The sequence below is a fragment of the Georgenia satyanarayanai genome, from assembly GCF_009193135.1.
Classification (GTDB): domain Bacteria; phylum Actinomycetota; class Actinomycetes; order Actinomycetales; family Actinomycetaceae; genus Oceanitalea; species Oceanitalea satyanarayanai.
In genome coordinates this window covers 1-21,356 of record NZ_VUKC01000022.1, presented here as the reverse complement: position 1 = coordinate 21,356, position 21,356 = coordinate 1, and the positions used below count along the sequence as shown (strand labels likewise).

Annotated in this window: 17 protein-coding genes and 1 pseudogene; 6 read left to right on the top strand and 12 right to left on the bottom strand. The window is 72.8% G+C overall.

All coding sequences use genetic code 11. The features are described from left to right. Window positions 1-23: 23 nt before the first annotated feature. The 10 genes and pseudogenes from GD632_RS15540 to GD632_RS15495 form a co-directional block, all read right to left on the bottom strand. Complete coding sequence (locus GD632_RS15540; RefSeq protein ID WP_152193125.1) at window positions 24-605, bottom strand: DUF1349 domain-containing protein; 582 nt, start codon at window positions 603-605, stop codon at window positions 24-26. A 35-nt stretch (window positions 606-640) separates the two neighbouring features. After that, complete coding sequence (locus GD632_RS15535; protein WP_152193124.1) at window positions 641-1,111, bottom strand: GNAT family N-acetyltransferase; 471 nt, start codon at window positions 1,109-1,111, stop codon at window positions 641-643. A gap of 71 nt (window positions 1,112-1,182) precedes the next feature. Beyond that, complete coding sequence (locus GD632_RS15530; protein ID WP_152193123.1) at window positions 1,183-2,235, bottom strand: CNNM domain-containing protein; 1,053 nt, start codon at window positions 2,233-2,235, stop codon at window positions 1,183-1,185. Next, entirely contained in the window at window positions 2,232-3,611 is a 1,380-nt protein-coding gene (locus GD632_RS15525; RefSeq protein ID WP_152193122.1) for a hemolysin family protein, read from the bottom strand. The genes GD632_RS15530 and GD632_RS15525 overlap by 4 nt, the downstream gene beginning before the upstream one ends. Before the next feature lie 169 nt (window positions 3,612-3,780). Continuing rightward, a complete protein-coding gene (locus tag GD632_RS15520; protein ID WP_152193121.1) occupies window positions 3,781-4,644 on the bottom strand; it encodes an ABC transporter permease in 864 nt (287 codons plus the stop codon). Continuing rightward, window positions 4,634-5,602, bottom strand: coding sequence for an ABC transporter ATP-binding protein (locus GD632_RS15515; RefSeq protein WP_152193120.1), 969 nt, complete (start codon window positions 5,600-5,602; stop codon window positions 4,634-4,636). Before GD632_RS15515 ends, GD632_RS15520 begins: the two co-directional genes overlap by 11 nt. Beyond that, window positions 5,599-6,711 carry a LolA family protein gene (locus GD632_RS15510; protein WP_152193119.1) on the bottom strand — a complete coding sequence of 371 codons (1,113 nt, stop codon included), beginning with the start codon at window positions 6,709-6,711 and terminating at the stop codon, window positions 5,599-5,601. Before GD632_RS15510 ends, GD632_RS15515 begins: the two co-directional genes overlap by 4 nt. A 685-nt stretch (window positions 6,712-7,396) precedes the next feature. Beyond that, a pseudogene (locus tag GD632_RS15505) lies at window positions 7,397-9,376 on the bottom strand (OmpL47-type beta-barrel domain-containing protein); the annotation flags it as partial. Between the two features lie 81 nt (window positions 9,377-9,457). Then, window positions 9,458-13,354, bottom strand: coding sequence for a ThuA domain-containing protein (locus GD632_RS15500; protein WP_152193142.1), 3,897 nt, complete (start codon window positions 13,352-13,354; stop codon window positions 9,458-9,460). A gap of 144 nt (window positions 13,355-13,498) precedes the next feature. Beyond that, window positions 13,499-14,554 carry a multicopper oxidase domain-containing protein gene (locus GD632_RS15495; protein ID WP_152193117.1) on the bottom strand — a complete coding sequence of 352 codons (1,056 nt, stop codon included), beginning with the start codon at window positions 14,552-14,554 and terminating at the stop codon, window positions 13,499-13,501. Between the two features lie 552 nt (window positions 14,555-15,106). On the opposite strand from GD632_RS15495, the gene GD632_RS15490 reads away from it, so the two are divergent. Together GD632_RS15490 and GD632_RS15485 are read left to right on the top strand one after the other, a co-directional pair. Continuing rightward, window positions 15,107-16,078 (top strand): hypothetical protein, encoded by a 972-nt coding sequence (locus GD632_RS15490; protein WP_152193116.1) that lies wholly within the window; start codon window positions 15,107-15,109, stop codon window positions 16,076-16,078. Between the two features lie 114 nt (window positions 16,079-16,192). Continuing rightward, the gene (locus tag GD632_RS15485; RefSeq protein ID WP_152193115.1) at window positions 16,193-16,852 is read left to right on the top strand and encodes a hypothetical protein; all 660 of its coding nucleotides are present in this window, start codon (window positions 16,193-16,195) and stop codon (window positions 16,850-16,852) included. On the opposite strand, the gene GD632_RS15480 is transcribed toward GD632_RS15485, so the two are convergent. Then, window positions 16,849-18,645, bottom strand: coding sequence for a gamma-glutamyltransferase family protein (locus GD632_RS15480; protein ID WP_226924924.1), 1,797 nt, complete (start codon window positions 18,643-18,645; stop codon window positions 16,849-16,851). The genes GD632_RS15485 and GD632_RS15480 overlap by 4 nt on opposite strands. 102 nt (window positions 18,646-18,747) lie before the next feature. Here GD632_RS15480 and GD632_RS15475 point away from each other — a divergent pair, with 102 nt between their 5' ends. The 4 genes from GD632_RS15475 to GD632_RS15460 are packed head-to-tail and all read left to right on the top strand — an operon-like array spanning window position 18,748 to window position 21,030. Further along, window positions 18,748-19,089: a PadR family transcriptional regulator gene (locus GD632_RS15475; RefSeq protein WP_152193114.1), complete on the top strand. Its 342-nt coding sequence runs from the start codon at window positions 18,748-18,750 to the stop codon at window positions 19,087-19,089. A gap of 2 nt (window positions 19,090-19,091) precedes the next feature. Next, window positions 19,092-19,472, top strand: coding sequence for a DUF1048 domain-containing protein (locus tag GD632_RS15470; protein ID WP_152193140.1), 381 nt, complete (start codon window positions 19,092-19,094; stop codon window positions 19,470-19,472). Further along, window positions 19,469-20,269, top strand: a complete 801-nt coding sequence (locus GD632_RS15465; RefSeq protein WP_152193113.1) for an ABC transporter ATP-binding protein — start codon at window positions 19,469-19,471, stop codon at window positions 20,267-20,269. The genes GD632_RS15470 and GD632_RS15465 overlap by 4 nt, the downstream gene beginning before the upstream one ends. Continuing rightward, window positions 20,266-21,030 (top strand): ABC transporter permease, encoded by a 765-nt coding sequence (locus tag GD632_RS15460; protein ID WP_152193112.1) that lies wholly within the window; start codon window positions 20,266-20,268, stop codon window positions 21,028-21,030. Before GD632_RS15465 ends, GD632_RS15460 begins: the two co-directional genes overlap by 4 nt. Before the next feature lie 66 nt (window positions 21,031-21,096). Here GD632_RS15460 and GD632_RS16115 read toward each other — a convergent pair. Continuing rightward, window positions 21,097-21,356, bottom strand: a 260-nt coding sequence (locus GD632_RS16115) for an HNH endonuclease signature motif containing protein (protein ID WP_193311519.1), incomplete at its 5' end; no start/stop codon positions are given.

The window sequence follows — 21,356 nt, the reverse complement described above, 5'->3', positions numbered from 1 at the left end:
CCGCCGGCCCGCGGCAGCGTCCGTCAGTGCAGCGCGGCGTCCGGGGCGGTGCGGCGGTACTCGGTGAACCGGACCGTGAGGCCGGCGCGCGTGGGAGCGGCGCAGAAGAGGCCGGCGGTGACGACGGCGCCGGGGTCGAGGTGCGCCACGCGCACCAGCCGGAACGGCTCCTCGTCCGCGCGGGCGCGGACGGTCACCGCGTCCCCCGACCGGCTGGCTCGGACGGTGACGCACCGGCCGACCCACTCGGGCACCGGTGCGACCGACCAGTCCGAGACGCCGTGGGTGACGACGGCACCCACCTGAGCGACGCCGTCGGACACCTCGACGCCCGCCTTGACCCACTCCTCGGGTGAGACGCGGAGGAAGACGCCGGCCTGGTCGAACTGCTCAACGTAGTCGAGGACGAGGTCCACCTCGACCGCTCCCTGCGCGGGCAGCGGCTCGAGCAGCGCGTGCTCGGTGTCGTGGACGAAGCCGTAGGAGGTGTGGCGCCACGCGTCGCTGCCCTCGGCGGCGGTGACGCGCAGCTCGTCGTCGACGACGACGGCGGAGACGGGCGGGGTGGTCCAGCTGCCCTGGCTCAGGAGGGCGGAGAGGCTCATGTCGGCACCGTAGCGCCCGGCCGGGGTGCGAGCGGTCAGGCACCGATCTGTGGCCGCAGCTCCCGCTCGTAGTAGAAGGCCCGCGTGCCGGGACGCGCCTCGCCGCTCGCGAAGCCGTGGCGCTCGTAGAAGCGCTGCGCGTCGACGTCGGGCTCGTCGACGTTGATCTCGATGAGCGCCACGCCCTGCGCCAGGGCGTCGGCGAGGAGCCGCTCGACGATCGCCGTCCCGATGCCCTGCCCGCGCCGCTCGGGCACGACGTAGAGCTCGTCGAGGAGCAGCACCGGCCCGTCGTACCAGACGTTGGGCCGGGAGGTGAGCAGGGCGACGCCGACGGCGGGGTCCCCGGCGAGCAGCGCCGTCGTCCGCCCGGCGGGGAGCAGCTCCTCCAGGCGCGCGGTGAGGACCGCGGGGCCGGGGGAGTGGCTGTCGTACTCGACGTTGAAGTCGTGCAGGAGCTGCGCCACCACCGGCGCGTCGGGCAGCTGCGCCCAGCGGACGTCCATGGACACAGAGTACGGAGGAACCCGGCTCTCGGCGGGAGGGACGCTCGTCCCTCCCGCCGAGAGCCGACGTGTCACCGGCCGCCGGCGACGGCGGGCGCGGCGCCCAGGGCGGCGGCGGGGGGGCGCGGGAAGAGGTGCGCGAGGACGTCGGCGAGCGTCGCGACGGCACTCCCGCCCTCGGCGGTCCGGACCACGGCGAGGTGGTTGGACGTCTCCCGCATCCGCGTGAGCGCCGTGTGCAGCGGCGTGGACGCCTCGAGCTCGAAGACCGGTTTCGTCACCCCGGTGACCGGGGCGCCGTCCTCGAGCAGGAGCGTGTCGCGCACGTGGACCACACCGCTGGGGGCGGGGGCGCCGGGCGCGGACACGAGGATCCGCAGGCGGCCGCTGTCGCGGGCCAGGCGCCGGACGTCCCCGGCGGTCGCGTCCTCGGGGACGGTCGACGGCGCGGGGTGGCCTGCCACGAGGTCGGCCATGGTGAGGCGGCGCAGGTCCAGCGCCCCGGACAGCTGCGCCGAGTAGGCGACCTCGAGGGCTCCCACGCTCACCGAGTGCTCGACGAGGTGGCGTAGGTCCTCGGCGTTCTGCCCGGTGCCCACCGACTCGACCGGCTCGACGCCGACCTTGCGCAGGCACCAGTTCGCCGCGCTGTTGAGCGCGACGAGGACGGGCCGGGTCGGCACCATGAACGCGCGCATCGGCAGCGCGAGCATCGTCGCGGACCGCTCCGGGTGGGCGATGGCCCAGGACTTCGGCGCCATCTCACCGACGACGAGGTGGAGGAAGGTGACGATGACCAGCGCGAGGACGAAGCCGACGACGTCAGCCACCCAGTAGGGCGCGCCGAGGTCGCTGACCACCGGGGTGATCCAGTGGTGGACCGCCGGCTTGGTGATGGCGCCCAGCGCGAGCGCGCACACGGTGATGCCGAGCTGGGACCCGGCGAGGAGGACGGTGAGCTCGGTGGAGCTGCGCAGCGCCGCGCGGGCGGCGCGGCTGTCGGGGGCGGCGTCCTCCAGCCGGTGCCGCTTGGCGGCGAGGAGGGCGAACTCCACGGCGACGAAGAACGCGCTGAGCGCGATGATGACGACGGTCGCGGTCGCGACGACCCAGGGGTTGCTCATCGGTCGTTCTCCTCGTCGTCGTGCGCGGGCCGGTCGGCGAGGGTCACCCGCACGAGGGAGGGCACGTGCCGCTCGACGTCGAGGACCTCGACGTGGAGCTGCTTGTCCGGTGGTGGCTCGGGCAGGGCGAGGTGGGCCGGGTCCGGCGGGAGGTCGACGACGACGACGGTGCCCACCTCGGGCAGCGAGCCGTGGACCTCGATGGCCAGGCCGGCGACGGTCTCGTAGTCCCCGCGCGGCAGGTCGTGGTCGATGGCGCGCTCGACCTCGTCGATGTGGACGTCCCCGGCCATGGTCCAGGTGCCGTCCTCCTGCGGCATGAGCGCCGGTGCCTCGGGGTCGTCGTGCTCGTCGGTGATCTCCCCGACGATCTCCTCGGCGAGGTCCTCGAGGGTGAGGACACCGGTGAAGCTGCCGTACTCGTCGACGACGCAGGCCATCTGGTTGCGGCTGACCGACAGCTCGCGCAGCGCGTCGGGCAGCGCCATCGCCGTCGGCAGGACGAGGGCGGGGCGCTGGAGGTCCGCGGTGGTCGCGTCGTCGGGAACCGTCCCGTCGAGGAGGTCGACGAGGTGGACGATGCCCACGACGTCGTCGTCCTCGTCGAGGACGGGGTAGCGGGAGTGGCCGGCGGACATGACCGCGCGGACCTCGGCGACGGACTGGCCGGCGCGCAGGACGTCGACGCGGGCGCGGGGGATCATCGCGTGCTCGACGTCCTCGCGGGGGAAGTCGAGGATGCGGTCGAGCAGCACGCCGAGGTCGGCCGGCAGGTCCCCGCTGGCGCGGGAGTCGGCGACGATGTGCTCGAGGTCGCGAGCGGTGGCGGAGTACTCGACGTCGTGGACGGGCTCGATGCGCAGCACCCGCAGCAGGGCGTTGGACGCGGCGTCGAAGACCTTGATGAGCCAGCCGAAGGCGGCGAGGTAGATGTTCGTCGAGCGGGCCAGCCACAGGGCGACGGGCTCGGGCCTGGCGATGGCGAGGTTCTTGGGGAAGAGCTCGCCGAAGAGCATCTGGACGAAGGTCGAGAACAGCAGCGCGAGGACGGTGCCGACGGCGATGCCCACGCCCGTGGGGACGCCGACGCCGCCGAGCGCGTCGCCCAGGGCCTGGCCCACGAGCGGCTCGGCGACGTAGCCGACGAGCAGCGTGGTGACCGTGATCCCGAGCTGGGCGCCGGAGAGCATGAAGGACGTGCGCCGGGTGACCTTGAGGGCGCGGTCGGCGCTCGCGTCACCGGCCTCGGCGCGGGCCGCGAGCCGGGAGCGGTCCACCGCCATGTAGGAGAACTCCTGGGCCACGAAGTAGCCCGTGACGGCGGTGATGACGAGAATGACGAGGACCCCCGCGAGGAGGGAGAACACCCAGATCATCGGTTGCACCCCCCGCGGGCGGTGCTGATGGTCTGGGTGCTGGGACTACAGGATTCGTCCATGTTCCTTTGGGGGCAGGGGGCAGAGTAGGCGACATGCTATGTGAGCATGCGGCGGGAGGGGCAACGCCGGTGGCGGCTGTGACGTTCCCGGGCGGTGCCCGCGATGCTCAGGACAGCACGTCCTTGGTCGTGAAGCGGCCGTAGGCGAGGGCGCCGAAGACCGCGACGTAGCCGAGCTGGAGCAGGGCGTTGTCGGCGAAGGAGCCCCAGTCGATCGGCTGGCGCAGGAGGTCGGCGAAGCCGAGCCAGTGCTCGCTCAGCAGCCACGGGTGGAGCCAGGCGAGCTGGTCGAGGGAGCCGAGGACCTGGACGACGATGGCGAGCACGGCGGTGGCGGCCATCGCCCCGACCGGGACGACGGTCAGCGTGGAGATGAACAGGCCCACGGCGGCGAGCCCGAGCAGGGAGACGGTGACGTACAGGGCGACGAGCAGGGCGCGCACGAGCGCCTCCCACGCGCCGATCGTGTCCCCGGACAGGAGGGTCACCGGGCCGACCGGGAACAGCAGGGCCCCGACGACCGAGCCGGCGACGACGATGCTCAGCGTCGCGGCCAGGCAGAAGACGGCCGCGCCGGCGAACTTCACCACGAGCAGCCGCCCTCGCTGGACCGGCGCGAGGAGGAGGTAGCGCAGCGTGCCGAGGCTCGCCTCGCCGGCCACGGTGTCCCCGGCGACGACGCCCACGGTGAGCGGCAGGAACAGCGGGATCGTCACGACGAGCCCGGTGATCGAGACGAACAGCCCGTTCTGGGTGACGCGGTCGAGGAAGGGCGGCCCCTCCCCGGGGGCGGGCGGGTCGGAGGCGATGCGGACGACGACGGCGATGAGCACCGGGATCGCGGCGAGCGCGACGAGCATCGCCCAGGTGCGGCGGCGCCCGAGGACGAGGCGGAGCTCGGAGGCGAGGAGGGAGCGGCCGCTGGCCCGGGCGGGGGACTGCGGCTCGGCGGGTGCGGTGTCACTGGGCAACGTCGAAACCCTCCCCGGTCAGCGCGACGAAGCGGTCCTCGAGGGTGTCCCGCTCGAGCTCGAAGCCCCGCAGCCGGACCTCGGCCGCCACGAGGGCGGCGGCGAGCGTCTCGAGGAGCGGCGGCTCGGCCGGCAGCGCCGCCCGCACGACGGCGGCGCCGTCCGGTGCCGGGGCGGGAGCGCCGTCGTCGTCGCGCTCGACGACGAGCCCGAGCCGGGCTAGCTCCTCCCGGGCGCGGGCGGGGTCGGGCGTGAGGACGCGCAGGCGGCTGCGGCCCAGGCCGCGCAGCTCGTCGAGGCTGCCCTGGGCGACGAGCCGCCCGGTGCGCATGACGGCGACGTGGGTGCAGATCTGCTCGATCTCCGCGAGGAGGTGGCTGGAGACGACGACGGTGGTGCCTCCCTCGGCGAGCGAGCGGACCAGGCTGCGGACCTCGCGGGTGCCCTGCGGGTCCAGGCCGTTGGTCGGCTCGTCGAGCACGAGGAGGTCGCGCGGTCGGAGCAGTGCGGCGGCGATCCCCAGGCGCTGCTTCATCCCCAGCGAGTAGGCGCGCACCCGCTTGCCGCCGGCGTGGCTGAGGCCGACCCGCTCGAGCGCCTGCGCCACCCGGCGGGTGCGGGTGGCGGGAGCGGCGTGGCGGTCGGCGGCGTCCAGGCGCCGGAGGTTCGCCGCGCCGGAGAGGAACGGGTACGCGGCCGGTCCCTCGACGAGCGCGCCGACGCGGGGGAGCACCGTGCCGAGGGACTTCGGCATGTCGTGGCCGAGGACGCGGACGCTGCCGGCGCTCGCGGCGGCGAGGCCGAGGACGATCCGGATCGTCGTCGTCTTGCCCGAGCCGTTGGGGCCGAGGAACCCGAAGACGGCGCCGCGGGGCACGGCGAGATCGAGGTCGTCGACGGCGAGCTGGCGCCCGAACCGCTTGGTCAGGCCGTGGGTCTCGACCGCGAGCTCGGTCACCGGCCCGCGAGGTCCTGCAGGTGGGTCGGGGTGACGGCACCGACGAGCAGCCGGCCGTCGTCGGTGAGGAGGACGGACAGGAGTGCCGTGGACAGGAGGCGGCCGCCGTCGACGGGCTCGGTCAGCTCCTCGAGCAGCGGGTCGTCGGGCAGCTCGACGTCCGGCACGGCGAGGACGGTGGCCCAGCCCTCGCCGAGCACGTCACCGGGCGGGGTGGTGCCGGGCGTGTGGTGGTCCGGCGCGGCGTGCGTGCCGCCGTCGGCGGGCAGCTCGAGGACCTCCTCCTCGACGCTCGCGCCGGCGGGCGCCGCGAAGTCGAAGAGGTCGGCGTCCGGCTCCGAGAAGTCGATGTCGGTGTACTGCGCCTGCAGGGCCGGCTCGGCCTGGTCGCGAGCGGTGACGGTGACGCCGAGCGGGAAGCCGGTCTCGCCGTCGACGGCGATCGTCACGCCGCCCACGAGCGTCTCCTCCGCGCGGGGCGTGAGGGTGAGGGTGTAGGCGTCACGGCCGGCCACGCGCTCGTGCTGACCGACGGTCAGCTCGGTGCTCGGCTCGAGCGCCTCGACGGCGGTGGCCGCGAGCTCCTCGGGCACGGGGAGGGTGCCGGTGGGCTCGGGGTGCTCGCCCGCGGGGAGCTCGGGCAGGACGAGGTGGGTGGCGGCGTTGGTCTCGGAGTCGTAGAACCACACGTCCTCCTCGGTGACGACGACGTTGCGCTCGGCCAGCCCGTCGGTGTGCTGGAAGCGGGCGCCCTGCGCGCCGACGAAGACCCGGCCGGTGTTGTCCCCGGTGAGGAGCTCGAGCGCGGACAGGACCTCCTGGGCCGCCTCGCCGCCCTCGGGCGCCACCGCGCCGGCGGCGTCGCCCATCTCCGGGCCGCCCGGGCCGAGGTCGAGGTCACCGGGGACCGGCAGGCCGAGGTCGGCGCTCGTCTCGAAGCTGCCCGAGTAGGCGCGGACGTCCTGCGCGAGGAGCAGGGCGAGGACGTCCTGCGGCGACCTGTCCGGCAGGTCGACGGCGCCCGCCTGGGAGGTGACCGCCACCGTGCCGGCGACGAGGGCGACGACGGCGCCGGCCGGGAGCCAGCGTTGCCAGGTGCTGCGGGCCATGGGTCTCTCCTCGACTGGGTGCCTGCCTACGACGGTACGCCCGCCCACCGACACGGGCCAGGCCTGTGTGTGGAGGTCCCGTGAACCCCTCCTCCCGCGACAGCCGACTTGTCGCCGAGAGCCGGATCCCGCCGGGCGCGTGCGATCGGTCCGCCGGCGCGAGAGGGCATGCAACGTCGGTAAGTCGGCTGTCGGCGCAGGGAGGGGGAGGGCGCAGGGAGGGGGAGGGCGCAGGGAGGGGGGGCGCAGGGAGGGGGAGGGCGCAGGGCGGGGGAGGGGGAGGGAGGGGGACCCCGGACGGGGGGGGGGGGGGGGGGCCCCCCCCGGGGGGGCCCACAAGAAGCGGGCGGTGGGGGGGGGGGGGTGCCGCCCCCCCGCCCGCGGCCCCGCCCCGCGGGGGGCGGCGCGGCGCGCCCGGGCCACCCCGGACGGGCCGAGAGCTGGATCCCGCCCGGGGCGGGATCCAGCTCTCGGCGTGCGTTGCGGCGGTGGGTTACCCGCCGATGGTGCTGCGGGCGGCGGTGCGGAGGATGGCGCCGAGCTCACGGGCGGTGAGCACGTCCTCGGCGACCAGCGGGCGCAGGACGTCGCCGACGTGGCGGACGAAGGCGCCACGCGTGGCGTAGTCGCCGTCCTCGTCGATGAGGTCGTTGAGGCAGGCGGTGTCGGCCACGCCGGTGTCCACGCCGCCGATGACGACGGTCGCGCGGGTGTCGGTGCACTCGCCCGGCTCCGGCTCCTCCGCCTCGACCACGGTGAAGCTCACCGTGCCCTCGGCGGTGTTGCCGGCGACGTCGGTGGCCCGGTAGTCCACGGTGTGCTCACCGGGCTCGCTCACCTCGACGGGCGCCGAGTACGCGGCGAACGCGGCGCCGTCGAGGCTGTACTCGACGGTGTCGACACCGGAGCCGCCGTCCTCGTCCGCGGCGGTGATCGTCACGGTGGCGGTGCCGACGTAGGCGCCGTCCTCGTCCTGGTCGCCGGTGACGGCGGCGGTGACCTCGGGGGCGGTGGTGTCGGGCTCGGGCTCGGCGTCGGCCTCGACGACCGTGAAGGTCACCGAGCCCTCGCCGACGTTCCCGGCGAGGTCGCTCGCCCGGTAGGCGACCGTGTGCTCGCCCGGCTCGGAGACGGTGAGCGCCGCGTGGTAGTGCGTGAACTCCCCGCCGTCGAGGGAGTACTCGACCATGTCGAGTCCGGAGCCGCCGTCCTCGTCCGCGGCGGTGATCGTCACGGTGGCGGTGCCGACGTAGGCGCCGTCCTCGTCCTGCTCGCCGGTGACGGCGGCGGTGACCTCGGGGGCGGTGGTGTCGGGCTCGGGCTCGGCGTCGGCCTCGACGACCGTGAAGTCGACCGAGCCCTCGGCGGTGTTGCCGGCGACGTCGGTGGCCCGGTAGTCCACCGTGTGCGCTCCGGGCTCGCTCACCACGAGCGGCTCGGTGTAGGCGGTGAGCTCCCCGCCGTCGAGGGAGTACTCGACGGTGTCGAGGCCGGAGCCGCCGTCCTCGTCGGTGGCGGTGAGGGTGACGGTGGCGGTGCCGATGTAGGCGCCGTCCTCGTCCTGCTCGCCGGTGACGGCGGCGGTGACCTCGGGGGCGGTGGTGTCGGGCTCGGGCTCGGCGTCGGCCTCGACGACCGTGAAGTCGACCGTGCCCTCGGCGGTGTTGCCGGCGACGTCGGTGGCCCGGTAGTCCACGGTGTGCGCTCCGGGCTCGCTCACCACGAGCGGCTCGGTGTAGGCGGTGAGCTCCCCGCCGTCGAGGGAGTACTCGACGGTGTCGACGCCGGAGCCGCCGTCCTCGTCCGCGGCGGTGATCGTCACGGTGGCGGTGCCGACGTAGGCGCCGTCCTCGTCCTGGTCGCCGGTGACGGCGGCGGTGACCTCGGGGGCGGTGGTGTCGGGCTCGGGCTCGGCGTCGGCCTCGACGACCGTGAAGGTCACCGAGCCCTCGCCGACGTTCCCGGCGAGGTCGCTCGCCCGGTAGGCGACCGTGTGCTCGCCCGGCTCGGAGACGGTGAGCGCCGCGTGGTAGTGCGTGAACTCCCCGCCGTCGAGGGAGTACTCGACCATGTCGAGTCCGGAGCCGCCGTCCTCGTCCGCGGCGGTGATCGTCACGGTGGCGGTGCCGACGTACGCGCCGTCCTCGTCCTGCTCGCCGGTGACCTCGGCGGTGACGGTCGGTGCGGTCGTGTCCTCCGGGTCCGGCTCACCGCCGTCGCCGGTGACGACGAGCTCGCCCCACATGGGGCCGTGCCCGGGGATGGCGCAGAAGAAGCGGTAGGTGCCGGGCGTGAGGGTGACCTCGGCCTCGTAGTAGCCGCCGTTCGCGTCGAAGGGGTTGGCGACGAGGTTGAGGTCGACGTCGTGGTTGTAGCCCGGGGTCGAGGTGTCGAAGGTCAGGGTGTGGGGCATGCCGGTCGTGTTCCCGGTGGCCCGGCTGTTCTCGAAGATGATCGTCGCCGTGCCGGCGACCGCGGTCGTCGGTTCGGTGACGTACTCGGAGACGCTGTTGCCGGCGGTCCAGGTGAGCGTCTGGTCGGCGGCGCCGGCAGCCGTGGGGACGAGGGTGAGCCCGGTCAGTGCCGCGAGGAGCGCGACGACGACGCGGCGCAGGACCGCTGGGCGCTGCGTCCGGGGGCGGGGCGGGGAGGCGAGCTGGGACATGAGGTGGTGCACCTTCCGGTTGCTGGAGGCGGAGGTGGGCCGGTGCGGCGGGACGCGCCCGCCGCACCGGCCCGGGATGACCTAGGACAGGTCCCGCACGCGGACGTTGCGGTACTCCATGAGGTCGTTGTTGCCGTGGTTCTGCAGGCCGATGAACCCGCTGGCGAACTGGCGCAGGTCGGTGGGCGGGTCACCCGCGCGGGACGACTCCTGGCCCGGCGAGTTCTCCCACTCGTTGATGACCTCGCCGTTGCGCAGGATCGTGTACTGCTGGCCGACGACGCGGATCTCGTAGTCGTTCCACACGCCCTTGTCCGTCGCGCCGGCCTCCTCGAGGGTGTTCGGTGCGAAGTTGTACACCGACCCCGTCTTCTGGGGCTCACCGGAGGGACCGTCGTACAACTGGATCTCGTGGCCGCACATGATCGCCACCCAGGCCTCGGACTGGTTCTGCCCGCACTCCGGCTGCTCGGCGGCAGTCGGGTCGGGGAAGCGGACGAACACGCCACCGTTGGCGTACGTGCTGCCCTCCGACACGTCGCGGAACTGCAGCTTGAGGGAGAAGTCGGAGAACTCCTCGGCCTCGTACCACAGCATCCCCAGGCCGCCGCGGGTCAGGATCGACCCGCCTGGCAGCAGCTCGAAGTGCCCGCCCGGTGCCTGGCGCCAGTCCTCGAGGGACGCGGACGTCCCGTCGAAGAGCCAGCGGTAGCCGGTGTGTCCCGGACGCCCGACCTCGGAGCGGGTGGCCCCGCTGCTCAGCTGGGCGCCCTCGCGGCCGGTGATGACCCTGTCGTTCTTGAGCTGGCGCACCAGCTCGTTGACGTGGCGGATGAACGCGCCGTGGGTGTCCCACTCGCCCTCGTCGTTGATGAGGTCGGCGATGGTGCAGCCACCGAGGTCGTCGTTGGCGACGCCCGTGTCGACGTCACCGATCCACACCGTGTCCCGCGCGTCCGGGACGGCGCACTCGATGGCGACGGCGGTCTCCACCGTCTCCGTCGTGCCGTCCGCGTAGGTGACGGTGAGGGTGGCGGTGTACTCGTCGACCCGGTCGTAGGTGTGCTGCGGGTCGGCCTCGGTGGACGTCGTGCCGTCCCCGAAGTCCCAGTGCCACGAGACGCCGCCGGAGCGGGAGCCGGTGAACTGGACGGTCAGCGGGCTGCTCTGGACGCTCGCCGCGTGCGCGGTGGGCGCCGGGGTCGCCGGGCCACCGGTGTAGGCGATGCGGATGAGCTTCTGGTTCTCGTGCAGGGTGAAGAAGCCGCTGCCGTAGTCGAGCAGGTACAGCGCACCGTCCGGTCCGAAGTCGGCGTCCATCCAGCTCTGCAGCTGGTTGCCGCCGCCACCGGCGCGGATGATGTGGCGCAGGTCCTCGGCGAACGCCGGGGGTGCCTGCTCGTCCACGCCCTCCGGGTCGGCCGTGATGGCCACCCGGTTGTTGGAGTTGGACTGGTCACCGATGAGCCACTTGCCCTCCCAGTACTCCGGCCAGGCGATGTCGCTCTCCTGGTCCACCTGGGACAGGCGGTAGGTCGGGCCGGACATGACGGCCTGGCCACCACCGCGCAGGTAGGGCTGGGTGTAGGTGACCTCGTCCTCCTCGTAGCTGGGGACGCCGTCCTCGTCGCGCGGGAAGACCGGGCCGCCGCCACCGGGCGCGTACCAGATCATGTTGTCCCGGGCGTCGGGGATGTCGACGAGCCCGGTGTTGCGCGGGGAGGTGTTCTCCAGGTTGTCGCAGTCGTACCAGTCGGTGAGGACGCTGGCGTCCTCGTTGCTCCGGTCACGGTACGGCTGACGGTCGCCCATGCAGTAGGGCCAGCCCTGGTTGCCCGCCGAGGTGATGATCGTGGCGGTCTCGTACTTGGCCGGGCCGAGCTCCGGGCTGGGCCCGAAAGCGTCCGGGCCCACCCACGCGGCGGTTAGCCAGTCGGTGTCCGGGTCGATCTGGATGCGCGAGGGGTTGCGCACGCCCATGACGTAGATCTCCGGGCGCGCCTGGTCCCCGTTGCCCTCGTCCCCGGTGAAGAGGTTGCCCTCGGGGATCGTGTAGGTGCCGTCGGCCTCGGGGTGGATCCGCAGGATCTTGCCGTTGAGGTCGTTGGTGTTGCCCGACGTGCGGCGGGCGTCCTGGAACGAGACGCCCTTGTAGTCCAGGGTCCAGTTGTTCCCGGAGTAGCCGTCCGAGCCCTGGGAGGAGTTGGCGTCTCCCGTCGCGACGTACAGGTTGCCGTCGTCGTCGAAGCCCATGCCGCCGCCGGCGTGGCAGCAGCTGTGGATCTGGGTCTCCCACTCGAGCAGGTCCACCCGGGAGTCGAGGTCGATGCTCGGGCCCTCGGGGTCGTAGGTGAAGCGCGAGACGGTGCGCATGCCGATGCGGTCCTCGGTGTCGATGGACTCGTAGGGCATCCAGTAGACGTAGAGCCAGTTGTTCTCCGCGAAGTTCGGGTCCGGCTCGACGCCGAACAGGCCCTCCTCGGTCTTGACGAGCTCGCCACCGCCACCGCGGTTGCCGAAGACGTCGAGCACGGTGAGCAGGGTGACCTCACCGGACTCGGGGTCGTACTGGTGGATGCTGCCGCAGCCCAGGCCGACGTTCTCCTGGTCCCACGAGGCGATCGGGCCGGTGGGGCAGGCGCCGCGGCCGACGTAGAACACGGTGCCGTCGTCGGTGATCGTCAGGCCGTGCGGCTCACCGATCTGGTCGAGCGTCCCGGCCGTGTTCGTCGTCGTCAGACGCTCGATCTCGTAGTTGTCGCCGATGGTGGCCTGGCAGTCCCCGCGCACGAGGCCGGCGGACCACTGGATCGCGCCGAGCACGTGGCTGCGGAACGCGTCCTCGTCCCAGCTGCCGGGCGTGCCGCCCATGCCGGTGTAGAAGGAACGGCCGCCGTCGTAGTCACGGCACCAGGAGATGGGGTGGAACGGGCCGTTGGCGGTGTCGCCGGCGTCGTAGTCCCACTCCTGGACCTGGGCCACGGTGTGGACCTCTCCGATCGGGTTGGTGTCCCAGTTGAGCCACTTGTCCGAGCGGGTCCAGTTCAGCGGGAGGCCCTCGTTGGCCGGGTGCTGACGGTCGACGACGTTGACGGTCGCCTCGTTCACCGGGATCTCGACGACGGGTGGGTCGATCGACTCGTCGGTGAAGAGCAGGAGGTCGGCGAGCTGGGTCGCGGACTCACCCTTGTTCGCCGTGATGTCCAGCTGGAAGTACTGGAAGGCGGTGTCGTTGTCGAACTCGTAGGTCTTGCGCTGGAAGCGCTGGGGGAAGTCGTCGCTGCGGGCGTCGAGGTCTACCCACGTCTCGCCGTCGGTGGAGCCGCGCAGCGTCCACGTGGCCGGGTCGCGGCCGGCGAAGTCGTTGGCCGAGGTCATGACGTAGTTCGTCACGACGGCGGGCTCGACGAGCTCGAGCGAGATGGTCGCGGTCCGTGCGAAGGAGAGCCACTTCGTGCTCGGGTCGTCGTCGATGAGGTTGACGGCGCGCTCGTTGTTGGGCTGGTCACCGGTCGCCGAGACGGTGGCGACCTCCTCCGGCGTGGGACGGGCGCCCGCCGGGCGTGCGCCGAGCAGCCCGGTGAACCACTGGGACTCGGGCTGGGCGTTGACGGCGTCACGCACCCCGAGGAAGCCTCCGCCGTCGCCGACGAAGTCCTGCAGGGCGCTCTCCTGCGCGCCGTCGAGCTCGGTGCCGTCGGCGGAGAGGAAGACGACCCCGCGGTAGCCGTCGAGGTTCTCCTCGGTGAAGTCGGCCGGGTCCCCGGAGACGGTGACGTCGAAGTCGTTCTCGGCGCCGAGCTCCTGGATCGCGGCGGCGGCCTCGAGGACCGGGTCCTCCTGGGCCTCGGGGTCCCCGTGGAAGACGAGGACGTTGACGTCCGCGGCCGGCTGGGCGGCACGGTTCTTGGCGACGGCGGACGCGGCGGTCGCGCTGCCCGGCGCGGCGAGCGCGGGGCCGGCGGACATCGTGAGCATGAGCGCCGCGCTCACGCTGAGGACCCCGGTCTTCCGGAGTCGCTGTGCCCGTCCGGCGGTGGACGGGCGTGGATGGTTCGTGGTCAATTCTCCCCCTGTGTGACGAACGAGTGCGGCCGGGCAACGGTGCCGTGGCCGCCGGTGTCAGTGGTGACCGCTCCCTTCGTGGTCGTGGAACCAGTCGATGGACTCCTGGGCGCCGTCGGGCATGCTCCCGTCCGCGTTGCGGACGAGGAAGATGCCGGACATCCCGGCGTCGGAGTGGAACTGGACGTGGCAGTGGTACATCCACGCGCCGGGGCCGACGTCCTCACCGGCGATCACCTGGAAGCCGAAGGAGTCACCGCCGTTGAGGTCCCGGTTGTCGATGATCTGGCTCGAGTCCCGCGGGCCCTCGAGGTAGCCCGTGCGGGTGTTGGCCCACCGGTGTGCGTGCAGGTGGAAGGTGTGGAACATGTCGCCGTGGCCGATGCAGATGAACTCGACGGTCTCGCCGTGGTTGGCCTCGAACATCGGCGTGTCAGGCGCGATCTTGTTGTTGATGAGCATCCCGTTGAAGACCATCGTGAACTGACGGTCGGGCAGGATGTCGCCCTGCCGACGGACGATGAGCCCCCCGTAGAGGCCGGCGGCGACGCCGCCCGTGCCGTGCGGGGTGCCCATCGCGTGGTCGTGGTAGTGCCAGTAGCCGGCGGTGCCCGGGCGCGACCAGCGGCCCAGCGACTTCTCCCCGGTGGTGCGCCAGACGTACGTGCGTGTCTCGCCCGGGCCGTTGTAGGAGTTGTTGAACGGGGACCCGTCCGAGTTCACGTCGTACAGGACGCCATGAGGGTGGATGGAGACGTCGCGGTCGGTCGTGTTGACGAGCGTGATCTCCATCGTGTCGCCCTCGTACATCTCGAGGAGCGGCCCGGGGATCGTCGCCTTGCCGGGCTCCAGGCCGTAGCCGGTCTGCCCGCCCCCGAGGTCCTCGACGTACATCGTGATCTGGTGGACCGTGCCCGCGGTCGAGCGGGCGGTGGCGGTCGCGCCGGTGGCGGTGGCTGCCGTGCCACGGGTGGTGGGCGGGGGCGCAGCGGCACCCGCGGTGGACCCGAGGGCGGCGACCGACGCCGGGACGAACATCGCGGCAGCGGCCCCGGCGAGGACGCTGCGACGTGAGAGCGCACCGTCGGTGCGCGGAACGGACGTGTCTGTCATGTAGGAGGCTCCCGTCGTCTCGACAGACACCTCGGTTGTACGCACCTCGCCGGCAGGACCCCCCGACGACGACGCGTGCGCAGAGGAGCGAGCGCGTCGTTGCGACTACCGAGGCGTGAGGCATATCACCAAACGCCCTCGACCCTAGGCCGACTTCTGATGAAGGTCAAGCAAAAGACGACACACAAACTTCGGCCTTGCCAACTGTGTCCGGTTGTCGCGTCAACTTTTGATCATCAATCTTCCAAAGGGGCTTGCCAGTTCGGCGCGGAGACGATTGACTCCCTCCTGGGGGTTGCCCCGACAGCGATGTCGTCAAGTGGGCAGGAGTGACAGATGGAGTCACGAAAGTCGCGTTCGTCGCACGTGCCGGTGCCCGCACCGGTCGTGCTTCGCCCGGTCATGGGCACGAGCGTGGAGGTACCGGCGTCTCGCCGTGCGCAGCTCTGACGAGCTCGCGGTGCCACCCTCGCCATCCACCGCCTCCGTGCGCAGGCCGTCGACGTCGTCGTCGTCGCTGTGCCGGGGAATGTCACCGCACAAGGAGAAACCATGCGAAAGAGAATGACCACGGTCCTCATCGGGGGCCTGGCGCTCGCCGGGTTCGGGGCGATCGCGCCCGCGCAGGCCGCGCTGACCACCTTCTGCGACGGCGAGGCCGGCGGTGTCACCGTCCCCGGTGATCTCGTCGTCGGCGCGGGCGACGCCTGCTCGCTCGAGGACACGGTCATCAACGGCAACGTGCGGGTGGCCGCCGGTGCCGACCTCGTCGCCGACGGCCTCACGGTCAACGGCAACGTCACCGTCCAGGGCGAGGGCTACCTCGACCTCGTCAACTCGACCGTCACGGGCAACGTCGTCAACCGCGGCGCCTACGGCGTCTACCTCGACTACACGACGGCCAACGCCTACACGGCGAACGCCAACGTCAACCCCGACTCCTTCCTCTGGACCTACGAGGCCGACTTCTCCGGCCGGGTCCTCGCCACGGGCGGGTCGGTCCTCCTCGAGAGCACCGTCGTCAACCGCGCCGTCGAGGCGAGCGACACGCAGTACACCGACATCCTCGACTCCGTGGTCGGCGGTGCCCTCACGGTCACCGGCGCCGACTACGGCGCGCTCGTCTGTGGCAGCGAGGTCGATGGCCACGCGACCTTCGCGAGCAACGGCGAGGGCGTCCAGCTCGGTGCCGGCGGCGCGCTCGGTGAGTGCGACCTCGGCACGAGCGTGTGGGGCGGCAACGTCACGGTTGCCGGCACCTCCGGCCACGTCCAGGTCAGCGACAACATCATCCGCGGCAACCTCGACGGCACGGGCAACGAGTCCGTCGCGCAGAGCGACAACCGCATCCGCGGCGAGCTCCGCGGCCAGTTCGCCGAGCAGGCGCAGATGCGCATGCAGATGCAGCTCGAGGCACCCGCTGCCGAGTCCGGTGCCGAGCGCGAGGTGCTCGAGCAGCTGCGCAGCGAGCGCCTGTCCACGGCCGAGACCAGCGCCGAGAAGGCCGGTCCCGCCAACCTCTGAGGAACCCTGGTCCCGGGAGCCGGCCGTGCGCGTGCGCGGTCGGCTCCCGGGCCACGTCCGTGCCGGAGACCTGAACGGCGGTTCTCCGGCTCGGTGGCCCGCTAGCCTCGCACCGTGCGACACGCCCGGGCATGGGTGCCTGCCCTCCTCGCCGCGACGCTGTGGCTCGTCAGCGGCGCGGTCGAGTGGCTCAGCCGGCAGGAGTCGGGCTTCCTCCTCGACCTCCTCGACCTCCTCGACCTCCTCGACCTCCTCGCCCCCGAGACCGTGCCGATAGGCCAGCTCGCCGCGCCAGCGCCGTGGCCCCTGGTCCTCGCCGCGCTCTCGGCCCTTGCCGTCGCGGGCGCCTACGCCGCCGGGCTCGCCCTCGTCCGTGTCCGACGGCGGGAGGCGCCCGTCCCCACGGCGCTCGCCGCGTACTGGATGTGCGCCGTCCTCGCCGGTGCGGTGACGGCCGCGGTCCCGTTCGTCGCGGCGGTGGCCGGGGCGCTCGCGGAGGGCCGCATGCCGTCGGGTCTCGCGGGGACCTACCTCGTGACCGGCGCGCACTGGGGACTGCTGTGGGGCTGGCTGCCCGCGGTCCTCGCCCTGTCCCTCACCACCGACGACGACGGCGGCACTCTTCGCGCGCGGGCCCGCCCTACGGTGGCCGGCGCGCTCGTCCTGCTCGCCGCCGCGGCCGGGATTGCCGTGGCCGCCCCGGTGGCCGAGGCCGCGGGGGAGACGGCCCCACTCCCGCCCGTCACCACCGGCCCGGCGGCGGGTCGGGCCTAGCGGCCCGCGGCGTAGCCCTGCATGCCGCGCGCGTTCGCCGCGGCCCCGAGGATCCCGGTCGCGGGGTCGCGGGTGACGGCCGACAGCCGCCCGAGCGACCAGTCCCCGGCGCGCGTCACCCGGTGGCCGCGCCGCTCGAGCCCGGCGATGACGTCCTCGCCCAGCCGGTCCTCGACGACGGCGCTGCCCGGCGCCCAGGTGCGCGGCCAGAAGGAGTCGGGCATCGAGCGCGTGTGGAAGATCGGCGCGTCGATCGCCTGCTGCGGGCTGTAGCCGCCGACGATCGTGCGCACGAGGTAGAGCAGCTGCCACTGGTCCTGCTGGTCCCCGCCCGGTGACCCGAGCGCCGTCACCGCCTGACCGTCGCGCAGGACGAGGGTGGGGCTCAGCGTCGTCCGCGGCCTGCGCCCCGGCTCCAGCGACGACGACGCGCCCTCCTCCAGCCACATCATCTGCAACCGTGTGCCCAGGCAGAAGCCGAGCTCGGGGATCGTCGGGGAGGACTGCAACCACCCGCCCGACGGCGTCGCGGAGATCATGTTGCCCCAGCGGTCGACGACGTCGATGTGGCAGGTGTCCCCGCGTACCACGCCCGCGCGCGAGACCGTGGGCTCGCCGGTGCCGGCCGGCGCGGGGGTGTAGGACTCGCGCAGCGGGGCGGCGAAGGGGGCGCGCCCCGGCACCCGGCCGGGACGGACCTCGGCGCTCGCGGTGTCACCGATGAGGGCGCGCCGCTCGGCGGCGTACCCGGGGGAGAGGAGGTGCTCGAGTGCGGCGGCTGCCGCGTCGTCGTCGCCGTAGTAGGCGTCCCGGTCCGCGAGGGCGAGCTTGAGGACCTCGAGGAGGGTGTGGGCGCCGACGGCGGTGGACGGGTCGAGGTGCTCGTCGTCGAGCCCGTCGAGCACGGTGAGCATCTGGAGCAGCGCGGGGCCCTGCCCCCACGCGCCGGTCTTCGCCACGGTGTGGCCCCGGAACTCGGCGGTGGCCGGCGCCTCGTAGCCGGCGGAGAAGGCCGCGAAGTCCGCGGCCGTGAGGACGCCCGCGTAGGTCCCGCCGTCGGAGTGGCGGTGGGGCACGGCGGCGAAGGCCGCGGCCGCCTCGGCGACGAAGCCCTCGCGCCAGGCGCTGCGGGCCGCCTCGATGCGCGCGACGCGGCCCCCGGTGCCGGCGGCGACGAGCCGCTCGAGGGTGCGCGCGTAGGCCTCGTTGCGGATGAGCTCCCCCGGCTCCGGCACGCGCCCGCCGGGCAGCCACTGGGCCGCGGAGGTGGGCCAGTGCTCCGTGAGGAGGTCGCGGACCTGGGCGATGGTGCGGCAGACGGCGGGCAGCACCGGGTGACCGTGGCGGGCGTAGCCGATGGCGGGGGCGAGCACGTCGGCGAGGTCCCAGGTGCCGTGGTCACGCAGGAGGACGAGCCAGGCGTCGACGGCGCCGGGCACCGCCGCGGCGAGCGCACCCGCCCCCGGGACGAGGTCGAGCCCGAGGTCGTGGAAGTGCTCACGGGTGGCGGCGGCCGGCGCGGGGCCCTGGCCCATGAGGACGACCGGCTCTCCCGGGGCGTCGGCCGTGACGAAGATGGCCGGCATGTCGCCGCCCGGGCCGTTGAGGTGCGGCTCGACGACGTGGAGGACGAAGCCCGCGGCCGCGGCGGCGTCGAAGGCGTTGCCCCCGCGCTCGAGGACGGACTGGGCGGTGGCGGTGGCGATCCAGTGCGTCGACGCCGTCATCCCGAAGATGCCCTGGAGCGTGGGGCGCGTGGTGAAGTCCGGCGGTGGGGTGAACGCGGCTGGCATCGGCACAGGTTACAGAGAGGGCTCGGTACTCAGTGTTGCCAAGTACCGGTACCTAGCGTTACTGTGTATCGGTACCCAGTAGTGCTAGGTAGAGGAGAGTCCGTGGCCAGCCAGATGACGGAGATGCTCAAGGGGACGCTCGAGGGCATCGTGCTCGCGCTCCTCGCCGAGAGGGCGGCGTACGGGTACGAGATCACCGCCGGGCTGCGTGATCGGGGTTTCGCGGAGATCGCCGAGGGCACCGTGTACGCGCTGCTCATCCGGATCGAGCAGCGTGGCCTGGTGGACGTGGAGAAGGTGCCCTCCGAGAAGGGCCCGCCACGCAAGGTCTACTCGCTCAACGCGCAGGGACGGGAGCGGCTCGCCGAGTTCTGGCGGACGTGGGCGTTCCTCTCCGAGCGCATCGGACAGCTCCACGACAACGACGACGACGAAAGGGCATGACGATGGTGGGGAAGTGGATCGAGGCGATCACGGGGTCGCTCGAGCAGAAGAAGCAGTACCGGGCGGACATGGCGCGCATCGCCGCACTCCCCGAGCCGCACCGGACGGCCGCCCGGGCGATGCACCGGTACCTCATGAGCTGCAGCGGGGTCACCGACGGCGACACCCTCACGACGATGGTCACCGACCTTGCCGACCTGTGGGAGCGGGCGGCGATCGACGGTACGCCGGTGCGGGCCATCGTCGGTGACGACCCCGCGGACTTCACCGAGTCCTTCGCCCGGGCCTACGGCGGCAAGGAGTGGCAGGACAAGGAGCGCACCCGCCTGACGACGGCGATCGACGCCGCCGCCGGTGATGGTGGGGAGGTGAGGGACGAGTGAGCGCGACGGCCACGGCCGCACCCGCCGTCCGGGTGCGCGGCCTGCGAAAGTCCTTCGGTGAGCTCGACGTCCTCCGGGGCGTCGACCTCGACGTCGCCGCAGGCACCGTCCACGCGCTCCTCGGCTCGAACGGCGCGGGCAAGACGACGCTCGTGCGGATCCTCTCGACGCTGGTCCGAGCAGACGCCGGCACCGCGAGCGTGCTCGGCCACGACCTCGCCGCGGAGCCCGGCGAGGTGCGCGAGTCGATCAGCCTCACCGGCCAGTTCGCGGCCGTGGACGAGGTGCTCACCGGCCGGGAGAACCTCGTCCTCGTCGCGCGGCTGCGTCACCTGGCGGACCCGGCCGCCGTCGCCGACGACATGCTCGCCCGCTTCTCCCTCACCGGCGCCGGCGGGCGCAAGGCGGGGGAGTACTCCGGTGGGATGCGGCGCCGGCTCGACATCGCGATGAGCCTCGTCGGTGGCCCACCGGTCATCTTCCTCGACGAGCCGACCACCGGTCTGGACCCGCAGGGGCGGGTGGAGGTGTGGCGGACGGTCAAGCAGCTGGCTGACGGCGGCACCACCGTGCTCCTCACGACGCAGTACCTCGACGAGGCCGAGCAGCTCGCCGACCGCATCGCGATCCTCCACGAGGGCGTGATCATCCAGGACGGCACCCTCGCCGAGCTCAAGCGGCTGCTGCCCTCCGCGACCGTCGAGTACGTCGAGAAGCAGCCCACCCTCGAGGAGGTCTTCCTCGCCCTCGTCGGGGGACCCGACGACTCCACGCCCGCAGGGAAGGAGCTGTCATGACCGCCCACGTCCTCGCCGACACCGGCGCCCTCACCGGCCGCTCGCTGCGCCACGTCCTCCGCAGCCCCGACACGATCATCACGACGGCGGTCACCCCGATCGCGCTCATGCTGCTGTTCGTCTACGTGCTGGGCGGGGCGATCGACACGGGCGGAGGGGGCGCGTACGTCGACTACCTTCTTCCCGGCATCCTGCTCATCACCATCGCCTCGGGCATCGCCTACACGTCCTACCGGCTCTTCCTCGACATGCAGGGCGGCATCGTCGAGCGCTTCCGGTCGATGCCGATCGCCCGCTCCAGCGTGCTGTGGGCGCACGTGCTCACCTCGGTGGTCGCGAACCTCGCCTCGGTGGCGATCGTCATCGGCGTCGCCGTCCTCCTGGGCTTCCGGACCGGGGCGTCGGTGGCCGAGTGGCTCGCCGTCGTGGGGATCCTCGCGCTGTTCACCCTCGCGCTCACCTGGGTGGCGGTCATCGCCGGGCTCGCCGCGCGGACGGTCGACGGCGCGAGCGCCTTCAGCTACCCGCTCATCTTCCTGCCGTTCATCAGCTCGGCGTTCGTGCCGACGGACACGATGCCGGCCGCGGTCGCGTGGTTCGCCGAGCACCAGCCCGTGACGGCGATCGTCGACACGGTGCGAGCCCTCTTCGCCGGGGACGCGGTGGGCTCGGACATCGGGGTGGCCCTCGCCTGGCTCGTCGGCATCCTCGCCGCCGCGTACGCCGGCGCCGGCGCCATGTACCGGCGCAGGACCGGCTGACACACGCCGATCTCCGGTCTGCCCACCGCCCGTGCCGGGTGGTGGGCAGACCTGTCCCCTCGGGTTTCAGGTCTGTTCGTGCTTGGTGGTGATGAGCTGGCCGTGGCGGGTGTAGAAGGACCAGCGGCCGGTGGCGCGGACGATGGTGGTGCCGTGGGTGTGGACCCAGTCGTGGTGGTGCCAGCACAGCAGGATGCCGTGCTCCACGCTGGTGGGCCCGCCGTCGCGGTACCACTGCAGGGAGTGGTGGATCTCCCCGGCCCCGGGTGGCTGGTCGCAGTCGGGGTACTGGCAGTGCTGGTCACGGGCGACGATCGCGCGGACCA

Bases quoted from the DNA above. Each gene is read 5' to 3' on its own strand.
- GD632_RS15500 (WP_152193142.1), bottom strand. From the start codon at position 13,354: ATGCTCACGATGTCCGCCGGCCCCGCGCTCGCCGCGCCGGGCAGCGCG.
- GD632_RS15490 (WP_152193116.1), top strand. From the start codon at position 15,107: ATGCGAAAGAGAATGACCACGGTCCTCATCGGGGGCCTGGCGCTCGCC.
- GD632_RS15495 (WP_152193117.1), bottom strand. From the start codon at position 14,554: ATGACAGACACGTCCGTTCCGCGCACCGACGGTGCGCTCTCACGTCGC.
- GD632_RS15530 (WP_152193123.1), bottom strand. From the start codon at position 2,235: ATGAGCAACCCCTGGGTCGTCGCGACCGCGACCGTCGTCATCATCGCG.
- GD632_RS15510 (WP_152193119.1), bottom strand. From the start codon at position 6,711: ATGGCCCGCAGCACCTGGCAACGCTGGCTCCCGGCCGGCGCCGTCGTC.
- GD632_RS15535 (WP_152193124.1), bottom strand. From the start codon at position 1,111: ATGGACGTCCGCTGGGCGCAGCTGCCCGACGCGCCGGTGGTGGCGCAG.
- GD632_RS15480 (WP_226924924.1), bottom strand. From the start codon at position 18,645: ATGCCAGCCGCGTTCACCCCACCGCCGGACTTCACCACGCGCCCCACG.
- GD632_RS15470 (WP_152193140.1), top strand. From the start codon at position 19,092: ATGGTGGGGAAGTGGATCGAGGCGATCACGGGGTCGCTCGAGCAGAAG.
- GD632_RS15460 (WP_152193112.1), top strand. From the start codon at position 20,266: ATGACCGCCCACGTCCTCGCCGACACCGGCGCCCTCACCGGCCGCTCG.
- GD632_RS15540 (WP_152193125.1), bottom strand. From the start codon at position 605: ATGAGCCTCTCCGCCCTCCTGAGCCAGGGCAGCTGGACCACCCCGCCC.
- GD632_RS15525 (WP_152193122.1), bottom strand. From the start codon at position 3,611: ATGATCTGGGTGTTCTCCCTCCTCGCGGGGGTCCTCGTCATTCTCGTC.